12 protein-coding genes are annotated in these 13,199 nt (G+C 69.1%); 4 read left to right on the forward strand and 8 right to left on the reverse strand.

What is annotated here, in order from left to right:
* Nucleotides 1-485: 485 nt before the first annotated feature.
* Complete coding sequence (locus tag AB0333_RS05800) at nucleotides 486-1,001, reverse strand: CoA-binding protein (RefSeq protein WP_366217748.1); 516 nt, start codon at nucleotides 999-1,001, stop codon at nucleotides 486-488.
* Nucleotides 998-2,326, reverse strand: coding sequence for an O-acetylhomoserine aminocarboxypropyltransferase/cysteine synthase family protein (locus AB0333_RS05805; RefSeq protein WP_366217749.1), 1,329 nt, complete (start codon nucleotides 2,324-2,326; stop codon nucleotides 998-1,000). Before AB0333_RS05805 ends, AB0333_RS05800 begins: the two co-directional genes overlap by 4 nt.
* A 241-nt stretch (nucleotides 2,327-2,567) precedes the next feature.
* Between AB0333_RS05805 and AB0333_RS05810 the strand changes: the two genes are divergently transcribed.
* Together AB0333_RS05810 and AB0333_RS05815 are read left to right on the forward strand one after the other, a co-directional pair.
* A complete protein-coding gene (locus tag AB0333_RS05810) occupies nucleotides 2,568-3,275 on the forward strand; it encodes an NADPH-dependent F420 reductase (RefSeq protein ID WP_366217750.1) in 708 nt (235 codons plus the stop codon).
* Between the two features lie 10 nt (nucleotides 3,276-3,285).
* Nucleotides 3,286-3,666, forward strand: a complete 381-nt coding sequence (locus AB0333_RS05815; protein WP_366217751.1) for a MerR family transcriptional regulator — start codon at nucleotides 3,286-3,288, stop codon at nucleotides 3,664-3,666.
* Here the strand turns inward: AB0333_RS05815 and AB0333_RS05820 are convergent.
* Nucleotides 3,618-4,352 (reverse strand): nitroreductase, encoded by a 735-nt coding sequence (locus tag AB0333_RS05820; RefSeq protein ID WP_366217752.1) that lies wholly within the window; start codon nucleotides 4,350-4,352, stop codon nucleotides 3,618-3,620. The two genes, AB0333_RS05815 and AB0333_RS05820, sit on opposite strands and share 49 nt — an antisense overlap.
* 191 nt (nucleotides 4,353-4,543) lie before the next feature.
* Here AB0333_RS05820 and AB0333_RS05825 point away from each other — a divergent pair, with 191 nt between their 5' ends.
* The gene (locus AB0333_RS05825; protein ID WP_366217753.1) at nucleotides 4,544-5,098 is read left to right on the forward strand and encodes a metallophosphoesterase; all 555 of its coding nucleotides are present in this window, start codon (nucleotides 4,544-4,546) and stop codon (nucleotides 5,096-5,098) included.
* A 38-nt stretch (nucleotides 5,099-5,136) separates the two neighbouring features.
* Here AB0333_RS05825 and AB0333_RS05830 read toward each other — a convergent pair whose 3' ends face one another.
* Nucleotides 5,137-6,603 carry a protein adenylyltransferase SelO gene (locus AB0333_RS05830; RefSeq protein WP_366217754.1) on the reverse strand — a complete coding sequence of 489 codons (1,467 nt, stop codon included), beginning with the start codon at nucleotides 6,601-6,603 and terminating at the stop codon, nucleotides 5,137-5,139.
* 101 nt (nucleotides 6,604-6,704) lie between these two features.
* The gene (locus tag AB0333_RS05835) at nucleotides 6,705-7,448 is read right to left on the reverse strand and encodes an MBL fold metallo-hydrolase (RefSeq protein WP_366217755.1); all 744 of its coding nucleotides are present in this window, start codon (nucleotides 7,446-7,448) and stop codon (nucleotides 6,705-6,707) included.
* Between the two features lie 172 nt (nucleotides 7,449-7,620).
* Between AB0333_RS05835 and AB0333_RS05840 the strand changes: the two genes are divergently transcribed.
* A complete protein-coding gene (locus tag AB0333_RS05840) occupies nucleotides 7,621-7,986 on the forward strand; it encodes a DUF4383 domain-containing protein (RefSeq protein ID WP_366217756.1) in 366 nt (121 codons plus the stop codon).
* Between the two features lie 31 nt (nucleotides 7,987-8,017).
* Here AB0333_RS05840 and AB0333_RS05845 read toward each other — a convergent pair whose 3' ends face one another.
* The 3 genes from AB0333_RS05845 to AB0333_RS05855 form a co-directional block, all read right to left on the reverse strand.
* Nucleotides 8,018-8,776, reverse strand: coding sequence for a DUF1648 domain-containing protein (locus AB0333_RS05845; RefSeq protein WP_366217757.1), 759 nt, complete (start codon nucleotides 8,774-8,776; stop codon nucleotides 8,018-8,020).
* A gap of 119 nt (nucleotides 8,777-8,895) precedes the next feature.
* On the reverse strand, nucleotides 8,896-11,124 hold the full coding sequence (locus tag AB0333_RS05850) for a catalase (protein ID WP_366217758.1): 2,229 nt from the start codon (nucleotides 11,122-11,124) through the stop codon (nucleotides 8,896-8,898).
* Between the two features lie 141 nt (nucleotides 11,125-11,265).
* A complete protein-coding gene (locus AB0333_RS05855; RefSeq protein WP_366217759.1) occupies nucleotides 11,266-13,185 on the reverse strand; it encodes an ABC transporter ATP-binding protein in 1,920 nt (639 codons plus the stop codon).
* Nucleotides 13,186-13,199 lie beyond the last annotated feature (14 nt).

The following is a 13,199-nucleotide window of genomic DNA, read 5'->3' on the forward strand; positions in this document are numbered from 1 at the left end:
TTTCCTATGCTGAAAGTACCTCATCATGGTGCGAGTGATGAAGGTGCGAGTGATGACAGGGACCCCGGGTCCGGCGAATGCGATTCCCCTCCGCAGCCGGTAGCCCGGGGTCTCGCTCGTACGAGGAGGGGTGCAGCTGTCCATGCCACGGAGAAGAGACCATGAAGTTCAAGGATCTGGCTAACAAGGCCCAATCATTCGCGAACAGCCCGCAGGGCCGGAAGATGATCCATCAGGCCACGAGCGCCCTCAACCGGCGTGGCAGTGGGAAGAACCCCGGTGCGGGCCGGTCGTCCGGCATCGGCCGAATCATGGATGCTGCGCGCCGATTCACCGGTGGTCCCGGAGGTCAGCCCGGCGACGGCGGTGTAGGCGGGTCGAACCAGCCACCACGGAACTGAGCCAGCCCGTCGGGCGTAGCCCGGCAACTGAGTCGGCCGCCACCTCGCCGGTGGCAGTATCTCTTGGGCCAGTCCCGCCGGGCGTCAGCGGTCCAGCTGCTGGCGCCGGGAGGAGATCACCCCGGTGTTGAAGCCGGCCAGGTTCAGGCCCCCGTGGAAGCGGGCGTGCTCGATCTTCACGCAACGGTCCATGACCATGTTCATCCCGCCCGATTCGGCGGCGCGGGCGGCATCCTCGTTCCAGATGCCCAGCTGCAGCCAGACGGTCTTCGCACCGATGGCACGGGCCTCCTCCACGATGCCGGGGGTGTCCTCGGCCTTGCGGAAGACCTCCACCAGGTCCGGCACCACGGGCAGGTCCGCCAGTGAGGCGTAGACCCGGTGGCCGAGGATCTCGGTGGCCTTCTCGGCGAGGATCGGGTTGATGAAGTACAGGTCGAACGTCGTGGAGCTGTTCAGGTAGGTCGCCACGAAGTAGGACGCGCGGGCCGGCTTGTCCGAGGCGCCGACGATGGCGATGGACTTCGCCTCGCGCAGCAGGCGCAGCCTCTCGGGTGCGGACGGGCCGGTCCAGGTGCGGTCAGGCAGTGCGGTGCTCATTCGGAGACCTCTTCGGTGGCGGGGACAGTGCTGGCGGCGCCGTTCACGGCGGCCTCGAGGGCTTGGTCCAGGTCCCAGAGGATGTCCTCCACGTCCTCGATGCCCACGGACAGGCGGATCAGGTCCTCCGGAACGCCCGCGGAGACGAGCTGCTCAGCGCTCAGCTGCTGGTGCGTGGTGGAGGCGGGGTGCAGGACCAGAGTCTTGGCGTCGCCAATGTTGGCCAGGTGGCTGGCCAACTGGAGGTGCGAGATGAAGGAGGCGCCGGCGTCGCGCCCTCCCTTGACCCCGAAGCTGAACACGGAGCCCACACCCAGCGGGAGCAATTCCTTGCCGCGCTCGTGGTGCGGGTGGGAGGGCAGGCCGGCGAAGTTCACCCAGGAGATGCGATCGTCGGCCTCGAGCCACTCGGCCACCCGCTGGGCGTTCGCCAGGTGGGCGTCCATGCGCTGAGCGAGGGTCTCGATACCGAGCATCAGCTGCTGGGCGGAGGCCGGCGGAAGGGCGGGCCCGAAATCGCGCAGCTGCTCGGAACGCAGCTTGGTCAGGAAGCCGTACTCGCCGAAGTTGCCCCACCAGGAGACGCCGCCGTACGAGGGCACGGGATCGGTCATGGCCGGGAACTTGCCGTTGTCCCACGGGAACAGCCCGGACTCGACAACGACGCCCCCCAGGGTGGTGCCATGGCCGCCGAGGAACTTGGTGGCGGAGTGGATGACGATGTCCGCGCCGTGCTCGAAGGGGCGGATCAGGTACGGCGGGGTCAGGGTGGCATCCACGATCAGGGGCACCCCGGCCGCGTGGGCCACGCGGGCCAGGCCGGGCAGGTCCACGATGTCCCCCGAGGGGTTGGCCACGATCTCCGTGTAGACGGCCTTTGTGTTCGGTTGAATCGCGGCCTCGAAGTCCGCCGCCTCCATCGAGTCCACGAAGGTGGTCTCCACCCCGAAGCGGCGCAGCGAGACGTCCAGCTGCGTGATGGTGCCGCCGTAGAGCTTGGACGAGGCCACGATGTGGTCCCCGGCGCCGGCCAGGGCGGCGAAGGTGACGAACTCGGCGGACATGCCGGACGCCGTCGCGACCGCGCCGATTCCCCCCTCCAACGCCGCCATGCGCTCCTCGAAGGCGGCGACCGTGGGATTGCCGATGCGGGAGTAGATGTTGCCGTACTTCTGCAGAGCAAACAGGTTCGCGGCGTCCTGCGCGGACTCGAAGACGTAGGAGGTGGTCTGGTGGATCGGCACGGCGCGGGAGCCGTGCACGGCATCAGGGACGGCGCCGGCATGCAGCGCGCGGGTACGGAAGCCGAACTGGTGTTCTGCCACGAAGATCCTTCCAGCGGGTACAGGGTCGGGGTGCGGTGCGCCAAGGCGATGCCGGGTGGTGATGCCTGGCGCAACGGTCCCGTTGCGTTCATTGTTCCCGACGCCGGCCCGTTCCCCTTAACTGGGGGTCGAAAGATGACCTGGGGCCGACCTTGACCTTGACAGTGGTGTGAAGGCTGCAGACTGAAACCGACGGGGGCGGCAGGCGTCACTGTAAACCAAGGAGGATCGCATGACTCGCATGGGCATCATCGGCAGTGGATCAATCGGGGCGGGGCTTGCCCGGCTGGCCGTCGCGGCCGGCCACGACATCATGATCGCGAACTCGCGCGGCCCTGAGACGCTCGCAGCACTCGTGAGCGACCTCGGCACCGGAGCTCAGGCTGGAACCGTGGACGAGGCTGCCCGGTATGGCGACCTCACGATCCTCGCGATCCCGCTGTCGGCCTATGAGTCTCTTCCGGCCGAGGCGCTGTCCGGCCGTACCGTGCTCTCGACGGGCAACTACTACCCCAGCCGCGACGGACGGATCACCGTGCTCGACTCGCTGGATCTCGCGACCGCCGAATATGAGGCGACGCTTCTGCCTGGCGCGGAGATCGTAAAGGCATTCAACAACATCGTCGCCCACCACATCCCCTCGCTCGCTCGCCCGGCAGGGGCGCAGGACCGTTCGGGTATGGCCGTGTCCGGTGACTCCGACGAAGCCACAGCGCTCGTCTCGGAGGTCGTCGACAGCTTCGGGTTCGATCCGGTCGATGCCGGTCCGCTGGCTGAGTCCTGGCGGGTCGAGCCGGAATCGGGCGCGTATACGTTGATCTACGCCGCCGATCCCGAGTCGTTCTACTCGAACTTCTCCGCGGACACCGGCGCACCAGTCCCCGCGCCGCGGCTTCGCGAGTTGATCGACTCCTCCACCCGCCCGGCGGTGGCCGAGCGGCAGTTCTGAAGGAGTGTCCATGAGGATCGGTGAGCTGGCCCAGAAGACCGGGGTGCCCGCGCGCATGCTCAGGTACTACGAGGAACAAGGCCTCATCGCGCCGCGTCGTCTCCAGAACGGCTACCGGGAGTACGAGGACTACCTGGTCCACCGGGTTCGCAAGATCCGCGGACTGCTCGACTCCGGGATCCCGACCCGGATCATCGGCGATATGTTGCCTTGCTTGAACAACACCGAGGCCACCGTGGTCGCGGACCCCGACCCGGAACTGCGGGAGATGCTCGTCGAGCAACGAGGCAAGATGACGGAGCGCATCTCGTTCCTTGAACAGAACCGGGACGCCCTGACCCGCTACATCGAAGCCATGGACCGCGCCGTCCCGGCGTCCGCAGCGTCCTGAAGGACGCCGTCGTCGAGCGTGCCCGTGTCATGCAACACCACGCTGTGATCCAGCGGGACGCGCCCGATGTCGAGGCTGCGCAAAGGTGAATCCGGGTCAGCCGTTCCGAACGCGATGCCGAAGAGCAGCTTCTGGTCGCTAGGCACTCCGAGCGTCCTGCGCACCGTGTCGGCGTACATGCCATGGACCGCCTGAGGGATCCCCTGGTACCCGTGGCCGTGTAGCGATAGCAGGAAGTTCTGCGCGTACATACCCACATCGCTGGCCGCACGCACCCCATCCCCGAGCTGCGGGACGAACATCATTGCTACGTGCGGTGCACCGTAGAAGCGTAAGTTCTCGCGCACGACTTCGTTGCGACCAGCGCGATCGTCGCGCGCGATGCCACGGACCCCATACGTCGCGGCAGCAAGGCGCTGGGAGCGCTCGAGATGCACGCCGTCGCCATAGGTCTCGGTGAAGTCAGGAGAGCGTATGCCGGCATCGTGAGCTTCCAGCAACGCCGAACTCAACGTGTCCCGCGCGGCCCCGGAGACGACGTGCGTGGTCCACGGTTGGGTGTTGCTGTGCGACGGCGCCCAGCGAGCATCCTCGAGCACCTCACGGATCACATCTCCGGGCAAGGGATCAGACAGGAAAGCGCGCGGCGAGCGACGCGAACGGATGGCCTCGGTGATCGTGGACATGCAGGTGGACCTCTCTGACGGGACGACGGTGAGCGCTCTGGGGAGGAGCAAGGCCATCGTTCAACATTCACACTGATGTGAAGGTCAAGTCGGCACCAAGAGATCTTCGGCACGGACTCGCGAGCCATCCCCAAAAGGCCCCACGCGGTCGCAGCTTTTCTCCGCGAAGCGCGTGCACATAGGTTGTGCGCATGGACATGACCGCCGCTTTCGATGCCTCCGCACCGGTCCGCCTGCTGCTGTTGGCCGACACACATGTCCCCACCCGGGCGCGCGCCCTGCCCGCGCGGGTGTGGCAGGCCGTGGAGGCGGCCGACGTCGTCTTCCATGCCGGTGACTGGCAGGTCCCGGAGGCGCTGGACGAGCTCCAGGCCCGGGCTCGCCGCCTGGTGGGCGTGTGGGGCAACAATGACGGCGAGGAATTGCGCCGGCGATTACCGGAGATCGCGCGGGTGGAAATCGGCGGCGTCCGGTTTGCCATGACCCATGAGACCGGGGCGGCCCGTGGTCGGGAGCAGCGGATGGCCACCGCCTTCCCGGAGGACGACGTGTTGATCTTCGGCCACAGCCACATCCCTTGGAACACCGTGGCCGGGGAGGGGACGGCCAACCCCGGGCTGCGGCTGCTGAACCCCGGCTCGCCGACAGACCGGCGGCGCCAGCCCGAGTGCACCGTGATGACCGCTACGGTGCAGGACGGGCGGTTGGTGGACGCCCGGCTGGTCCCGGTGGATCGGACACCCTGAGCCCGACCGCCAGATGAGCAGGGTCTGCGGGTTGCGGTTCAGGTCCCGCAATAGGTGCGGTACTGACCGAAGTCCTCCGGCGGGGGTTCGGCGTAGCGCTCGAACCCGGGGCGCTCGCGGAAGGGGTCGCTGACGGCCTCCAGCAGATGGTGCAGAGGCGCCAGGTCATCGGCCGTCGCAGCCTCGAGGGCCTCCTCGACCAGATGGTTGCGGGGGATATAGACCGGATTCGCGCGGCCCATCACCTCGGGATCCGGGGTGAAGGACTGCCAGCGCTCGATCCAGGCGTCGAGGGCGGGCCGGTCGGTGAACACGTCCCGGACCGGACCCAGGTCTCCGCGGGCGGCCTGGCCGAGGCGGCGGAAGAACTGCGTGTAGTCGATGTGGTCCTGGTGCAGCAGGGCGAGTAGGTCATCGATCAGCGGGCCCACGGCCTCGTCTGGAGCGTCCGACAGCAAGCCCAGCTTGCGGCGCATTCCGGCCGAGAAGGCAGTCCCGAACTCCCGGGGGAACTCTCCCAGGGCCTCCGTGGCCAGGGTGACGGCCTGGTCCTGGTCCCCGTGCAGCAGTGGCAGCAGGGCTTCGGCGAAACGAGCCAGGTTCCACTGGGCGACCACCGGCTGATTTCCGTAGGCGTACCGCCCGCCCGTGTCGATGGAGCTGTAGACGGCGTTGCGGTCGAAAGCGTCTATGAAGGCGCAAGGACCGTAGTCGATGGTCTCACCGGAGATGGTCATGTTGTCCGTATTCATCACCCCGTGCACGAAGCCCACCAGCAGCCACTGGGCCACGAGGCCGGCCTGCGCCGCCATCACGCCGCGGAGCAGGGACAGGTAGGGGTTCTCGTCCTGGGCCGCCGCCGGGTGGTGAAGTTCCACGGCCTGGTCCGCCAGACGGCGGAGGACGGCTGGGTCTTCGTGATGGCGGGCGTACTGGAAGCTGCCCACGCGCAGGTGGCTGGCCGCCACGCGGGTGAGCACGGCCCCCCGCAGCGGGCCCTCCTCGCGCAGGACGGTCCGGCCGGTGGCGACGACGGCCAGCGAGCGGGTGGTGGGGATGCCGAGTCCGTGCATGGCCTCGCTGATGAGGTACTCCCGGAGCATGGGCCCGACGACGGCCCTCCCGTCCCCGCCGCGCGCGAAGGGCGTGCGCCCGGAACCCTTGAGGTGGACGTCCCGCCGGTGGCCGCCGGTGTCCGTGATCTCGCCCAGCAAGATGGCCCGGCCGTCGCCCAGCCGGGGGACGTAGGAGCCGAACTGGTGCCCCGCGTAGGCCTGGGCCACGGGCGAGGCATCCTCGGGCACGCGGTTTCCGGTCAGGAGTCCGATGCCGTCCTGGCTGCGAAGCCACTCCGGGTTCAGGCCGAGATCGGCGGCCAACGGTTCATTGACCACCAGCAGTCGTGGCTCCGGGGCCTCCTCGGCCTGCCACGGGATGGCCAGTTCGGGGAGATCGGAGGCGAAGTTCGCCTGCAGGGACAGGGTGGGTTGTGGAATACGGCTCACGCTCTCCACGGTATCCGGGCGCCGCGGCAGGAAACGAGGGGCTGTCGTCGTGACGTTTGCCCGATCACCTCCACGACGACTGCACTCACCCGGTCACCGAATCAGGAGCGCCCGTGGCGGCGCGCCTCGGCCACGGCGCCTTCGATGCCCCCGGTCCACGGTTGGCCATGGCCAGTCAGAACCGTGCCGGCCTGCGTCTGTGCCAAGGCGTCCAGACTCCGTAGAGCCAGGTCGCTGTCCGCGGTGGCCGCCCCGGCGACGATCCGGGGCCCGGTCTCCCCGGTGTACGGGTCCAGCGTCACCAGGGCGTCACCGGTCAGCAGGACGTCCCGGTCGGGCAGGTGGAGCGCGCAGTGGCCGGCAGTGTGGCCAGGGCTGGGGACCACGCGGGGGTGGCCCGGTACCGGCACCGTGGCGGCGGCGCCGAACTCGTCAGTGATCTGCACGCCCTTCACGGCCAGGGCTCCGGCGAAGAGCATGGACGTCAGGATCGGCACGGCCCGGGGATGCTTCAGCGGGTACGTGGCGCGGGGGTTCTCATGGGCGTACCGGTAGGGGCGGGCCGCCAAGGTGCGCTCGTCCCGGTGGCCGTACACCGGTACCCCCAGCCGCTGGACCAGTCGCCGCGCGACGCCCACGTGGTCGAAGTGGGCGTGGGTGAGCACCAAAGCCTTCACGTCCTCCGGCTGTCGACCGACGGCGCGGATCGCCTGGCCCAGTTCGGTCCAGACCCCCGGCAGGCCGGCATCGACGAGGGTCAGGCCCTCCTCGTCCTCCACGAGGTAGCAGTTGACGTTGGCATGCTCGATCAGGTGCACTCCGGGGGCGATATCTGGGGTGAACATGGTCCCTCCTGGGTGTGGCGTCCGCGTCCGCGGTCCACCGTAGTCATCTGCCCCTGGGCGCGGGGAAGGGCCGGTCCGCGCCTCCGAGATCTTCACCCTGCCGCGGCCCCTGCGTCATGATCGCACCACGGCCAACCGCCTGTGGAATTCACGCCTGACGAAAGGAACCGTCATGTCCACGTCGTCGCAGCATCCCACCACACCCGCCCGCCCTGCCGCCGGCGAGGACAGGCCTGGTCGCAGCCCTGTCCAGATCGTCGCCATGGTGTACGGCGTGGTTTTCCTGCTGGTCGGCATCGCCGGACTTGCCCTGGCCAGGACGGGCACCATGGCGCGGCACTACCTGTTGTGGGGCGGCGTGATCTACCTGGTGCTGTGGTTGTACGGCCTGTTCGTCGGCCACGACTCACCCGGGAACTTCGTGCCTCTCAATGACGCCGACAATTGGCTGCATCTGGGCCTGGGCGTGACGATGGTGGCGTTGTCCTTCCTGCCACGGTTCTCCTCTGATCGGCCTGACCGGGTGGAGTCGCGCTGACACAGGGACTGGCGGGAGAGGAAGCGCCGCGTCAGGCGACCGCGAAAACGAGCGCCAACGGGCCGCCCACGAACACCACGAGGAACACGATCACGGTGATCCGGCCGGCCCGATTGCCCACGTTGATGGTGGCGCCGGTGCCGTAGCCCTCCCGCTTGGGGACCAGGATCAGGGGCTCATCCGGGTTGTTGTAGATGCTCCCGGGCAGCCAGAGCTTCTCCTCGGCCTGCTCCTCGGCGGTGGGAGTGAAGCCGTGCTCGCTGGACTGGGCGTCTGCCCAGCGGCTCCAACGCCGGTAGGGCAGGAAGATCATCACGAAGATCAGGATGAGGTAGAGGGCCATCGGCCACTGGAAAGAGACCTCTTCCGGCGTGAACCAGCCTTGGACGCCGAGGTACCCGACGAACAGCACGGTCAAGAGGGAGATCCAGCCCAGCACGGAGATGGTGGCGCGCTCGGCACCCTCCAGCCGGTATCGCTTCCAGGCCGAGGGATCCTTCGGCGGGTTCATCAGCGCCGGGATGATCAGCGCCAGGACAGCCATCAGCGCGGTGGTGCCGGCGGCGATCATCTGCGGCATGAACACGGTGCCGAAGGACTTCTCCTCCCAGGCATCGGGCACCCCGCCGGGGCCCCAGTGCGTGGGAATGGTCTCGGGTAGGTCGGGGTAGATCCGGAGTCCCCAGATGACGATGGCGGCCAACGCGATCAGGCTCAGCAGGAACGGGATCCACGCGACTGACCTGCCCTGGCGGAGTCCGGGCAGGGCGGTGCTGTTGTCATCGGTCACGCCCCGATCCTAACCGTGACCCGCCAACCGGCCCGCCGCTGGTCAGGCGCCGGTTGAGTCGCCGTGGACGGCGGCGGGCCGGAGGGTTGGCCGGATGGTGGGGCGGAGCGGGGGCCGGGTCAGGTGGTGGCGAAGCGGCCCGTCGTCGGGAACCGCTCCCAGACCCGGTGCGCCGGCATCAGGTTCAGCAGCTGCTGAACCGCCTCCTCGGCTCCGGACCCGGTGACGACGCCGGCTCCCTCCAGGTACCCGGTCGTGCGCAGCACGTCCTCGCCGGCCCCGTAGGCGCCGATGGCCTTGGCCTGGCGCCACACCTCGCCCAGCAACAGGGAGACCCGGGGATCGATGCCGTCCGGGGTGGAGGCCCCGACCTTGCTGTCGAGCCCATTGGCGGCGTCCGGGGCCGGCGGCGTCGCCGAGGCGACCAGGACGGCGTCGAACTCGATGGACCGGGCGGTGAGATAGGTGCGTTGGGCCACCAGATCCTTGCCCAGTAACCGCGTGGCGGCCTCCCCGCCGCTCGGCGCGATGATCAGCGGCACCAATCCGGCCTGGTGCACCGAGGTGACCGTGCCGGACAGCTCGCCGGCATCGACGTCCGGCCCGACCACGATGCCCACCTGCCGTCCGTCGAGCGGCCATTCCCGGCCCACCTGGGACAGCGCCGGGGACGGCACGACGTCGGCCGGGGACTCCGCCGGCTTCGGCACCGGCAGGCCCAGCCCGTCCGCGACGACCTGCGCCAGGGTCGGGTCGATCGCGGCCAGGGCCTTCAGCTGGCGCTCGCGGATGGCCTGTTCGTAGCACTTGCCGAGCTCGAAGGTGTAGGCCTGCGCCACGTGCTCCTTCTCCACCTCGGACAGGGACTGGAAGAACAGCCGGGCCTGGCTGAAGTGGTCCTCGAAGGAGGCCGGCAGGGCCCGTTCCTTCACGGAGGCCGGCACCGGGGCGGGGTGATCGATGAAGGGCCGGTCGCCGTCGGGCGTCTCGAAGGGGTTGCCGCCGTCCAGCGAGTTCGGCCGATAGGGGGCCACCCCGGCGTGCACGGCGGTCTGGTGCATGCCGTCCCGCAGCATGTCATTCACCGCGGCGTGAGGGCGGTTGATGGGCAGTTGGTTCCAGTTCGGCCCGCCGAGGCGGGTGATCTGGGTGTCCAGGTAGGAGAACAGTCGGCCCTGCAGCAGCGGGTCATTGGTGACGTCGATGCCGGGGATGAGGTTGTTCGGATTGAAGGCCACCTGCTCGGTCTCGGCGAAGAAGTTGGTGGTGTTGCGGTTCAGGGTCATCTTCCCGATCGGTTCCACCGGCACCAGTTCCTCCGGCACGATCTTGGTGGGATCGAGCAGGTCGATCCCGGCGAACATCTGGTCCTCGGTGTCCTCGAAGACCTGGACGCCCAGCTCCCACTCCGGGAACGCGCCGGCCTCGATGGCGTCGGCCAGGTCGCGGCGGTGGAAGTCCGGATCGGCTCCGCTGATGATCTGGGCCTCCTCCCAGGTCACCGAGTGCACCCCGAGCTTCGGCTTCCAGTGAAACTTCACCAGCACGGTGGAGCCGTCCTGCGCGATGAGACGGAAGGTGTGGATGCCGAAGCCCTCCATCATCCGGTAGGACCGCGGAATGCCGCGGTCCGCCATGTTCCACATGGTGTGGTGCTGGGCCTCGGTGTGCAGGGAGACGAAGTCCCAGAACGTGTCATGGGCGGACTGGGCCTGGGGGATCTCGCGATCCGGGTGCGGCTTGACGGCGTGGACGACGTCCGGGAACTTGAGGGCGTCCTGGATGAAGAACACCGGGATGTTGTTGCCGACCAGATCCCAGGTGCCCTCGTCCGTGTAGAACTTGGTGGCGAAGCCCCGGGTGTCCCGGGCCAGGTCCGAAGACCCGCGGGAGCCGACCACGGTGGAGAAGCGGACGAAGACCTCCGTCTCCTTGTCCTGGGCGAACACCCCGGCCCGGCTGATCTTCGACGCGGTGCCGTATCCCCGGAACACGCCATGGGCTCCGGAGCCGCGGGCATGGACCACGCGCTCGGGGATCCGCTCGTGGTCGAAGTGGCTGATCTTCTCGCGGAAGTGGTGGTCCTGGAGCAGGATCGGGCCGCGGTTGCCGGCCTTCAGGGAATGGTCTGAGTCTTTGAGGCGGGCACCGTGGGCGGTGGTCAGGAACTTCCCGCCCTGGGCCATCTTGTCCTGCGGTGTGCCCGTCTCCTGGCCGGTGGGGGACACGGTGGCGGGCCCGGACTGGTCCGGGGAGGGCGGCAGCGGTCCGGCCGGGGTGGTCGGTTCCGCGACAGGGGGAGTGGCTGAGCCGGGCGAGCCAGGGATGCGGGGCTGCTTGTCGGGCATGGAAACTGGCCTTTCTTCGGGTCCTGCAGACCGTGACCTGTGACGCGGAGGGCGCCGACGACGTCGTGCGGGACGGGATCCCAGGACTGCAGGACTGGGGTGGGTCCGTGGCCACCCTAGGCACGGTCCCGGGTGGCCTGGCTAGCCCGTGGCGACTGGCGATCTGAGGGCCGTGGCCGACGGCTGTCCGCCACGGGCCGCGAGCACCGCGAAGGGGCCGCTGCCGGCCAGGAGTGCAGCCGGACTGCCCTGCTCCACGATCCGGCCGGCGTCGAGCACCACGACCTGGTCCGCCTGGGTGACCGTGGACAGGCGGTGGGCGATCATCAGCGTGGTGCGGCCCACGGAGAGGCGGTCCAGGGCGGCCTGTACGCGGGCCTCGGTGGTGTTGTCCAGGGCGGAGGTCGCCTCGTCCAGGACCAGCACGGGGGGATCGCGCAGGATGGTCCGGGCGATGGCCAGCCGCTGCTGCTCGCCGCCGGAGAAGCGGTGGCCGCGGGCGCCGACCAGGGTGTCCAGTCCTGCGGGCAGGGCCGCGATGGTGTCCGCCAGCGAGGCGGCGCCGAGGACGTCCCAGAGTCGGGCATCCGTGGCCTCCGGGTCGGCCAGGAGCAGGTTCTCCCGCACGGAGGCGTGGACCAGATAGGTCTCCTGGGAGACCACGCCGACGATCCTCGCCAGGTCCTGCGGGGCGATGTCCCTGACGTCGATCCCGTCGACCGTGACGCGGCCGGTGGTGGTGTCGTAGAGCCGGGGGAGCAGCCCGGCCAGCGTGGACTTGCCGGACCCCGTGGGCCCGACGACGGCCGTGGAGGTTCCAGCCGGGACCACCAGGTCGATGCCCTTGAGCACGTGGCGTGGCTCGGTCACCGGGTTACGCTCCGCGGCAGGTGCGCCGTCCGCGGTGGGGGTGCCGCCGTCGTAGGAGAAGGAGACATTCTCGAAGCGGACCTCGCCGCGGACCTGTGTCGGCTCGATCACGGCGGGCGAGGCCGGCGGCTTCAGCTCGGGATCGAGGTCGAGATATTCGAAGATGCGGGAGAAGAAGGCCAGCGCGGTGACCCACTGGACGCCGATGTTCAGCAGGCCCATGATGGGGCGGAACACGGTGCCCTGCAGGGCGGTGAACGCTACGAGCGTGCCGATGGTCATGCCGCCGGAGGTCGCCGGGAAGCCGGCGGCCAGGTAGATGACGGCGGGGATGGCGGCGAAGATGATCTGCATGGTGGCCATCCGCCAGCGACCGGCCAGCTGGGAGCGCATCTCCAGGCCCACGAGCGCCTCGGAGCGGTCGGTGAAGCGGCCGGCGTCCCGCTCGGTGGTGCCGAGGGTCTTGGCCAGGCGCACGCCGGAGACGGAGAGGCCCTCCTCCACCTGGGTGTGCAGCGCCGCGAGCGTCTGCTGGCGTTCGGCGGTGACGGCGCGGCGGATCAGGGCCACCCGGCGAGAGAGCCAGATGGCCGGCGGCAGCACCACGAGGGAGATCAGCGAGAGCTGCGGGGACAGGGCCACCATGGCGACGGCGGTGGCCACCGTGGTGGTCAGGTTGGTGGCGACGCCCGTGGCGGTGGACGTGACCAAGGACTGCATGCCCGCGATGTCATGCGTCAGGCGGGACTGGACCTCGCCGCCGCGGGTCCTGGTGAAGAACCCCAGCGACTGCTGCTGCAGGTGCGTGAAGAGCTTGACGCGCAGGGTGTGCATGACCCGTTGGCCCATCTGCGTGGCCATCCACGTCTGGACCACGCCGATCACGGCGGTCACGGCCGCCACGGCGACCATCGCTCCGGCCAGGAGGGCCAACAGGGAGAGGTCCTGGTGCGGCAGGGCATCATCGATCACCCCGCGGACCAGGAACGGCTGGGCGAGATTGACGACCGAGGAGACGGAGATCAACAGCACGACGACGGCGATGGTCACCTTGTGCGGGGCGAAGAGCGCCGCGATGCGGCGCAGGGACACGGGGTGGCGCTGGATCTGGGCTTGGTCGGCCGGGTTCTTCCGGGCGGGACCACCGCGGCTGGTCGGGTCGGACGGGGTGTGGAGGGCGGGGGTGCTCATGGGTGTGCGCTCCT

Source organism: Citricoccus sp. NPDC079358, assembly GCF_040702545.1.
GTDB lineage: Bacteria > Actinomycetota > Actinomycetes > Actinomycetales > Micrococcaceae > Citricoccus.

Coding starts and splice junctions, on each gene's coding strand:
- AB0333_RS05800 (WP_366217748.1), bottom strand. CDS start 1,001: ATGAGCACCGCACTGCCTGACCGCACCTGGACCGGCCCGTCCGCACCC.
- AB0333_RS05810 (WP_366217750.1), top strand. CDS start 2,568: ATGGGCATCATCGGCAGTGGATCAATCGGGGCGGGGCTTGCCCGGCTG.
- AB0333_RS05815 (WP_366217751.1), top strand. CDS start 3,286: ATGAGGATCGGTGAGCTGGCCCAGAAGACCGGGGTGCCCGCGCGCATG.
- AB0333_RS05820 (WP_366217752.1), bottom strand. CDS start 4,352: ATGTCCACGATCACCGAGGCCATCCGTTCGCGTCGCTCGCCGCGCGCT.
- AB0333_RS05825 (WP_366217753.1), top strand. CDS start 4,544: ATGGACATGACCGCCGCTTTCGATGCCTCCGCACCGGTCCGCCTGCTG.
- AB0333_RS05835 (WP_366217755.1), bottom strand. CDS start 7,448: ATGTTCACCCCAGATATCGCCCCCGGAGTGCACCTGATCGAGCATGCC.
- AB0333_RS05840 (WP_366217756.1), top strand. CDS start 7,621: ATGTCCACGTCGTCGCAGCATCCCACCACACCCGCCCGCCCTGCCGCC.
- AB0333_RS05850 (WP_366217758.1), bottom strand. CDS start 11,124: ATGCCCGACAAGCAGCCCCGCATCCCTGGCTCGCCCGGCTCAGCCACT.
- AB0333_RS05855 (WP_366217759.1), bottom strand. CDS start 13,185: ATGAGCACCCCCGCCCTCCACACCCCGTCCGACCCGACCAGCCGCGGT.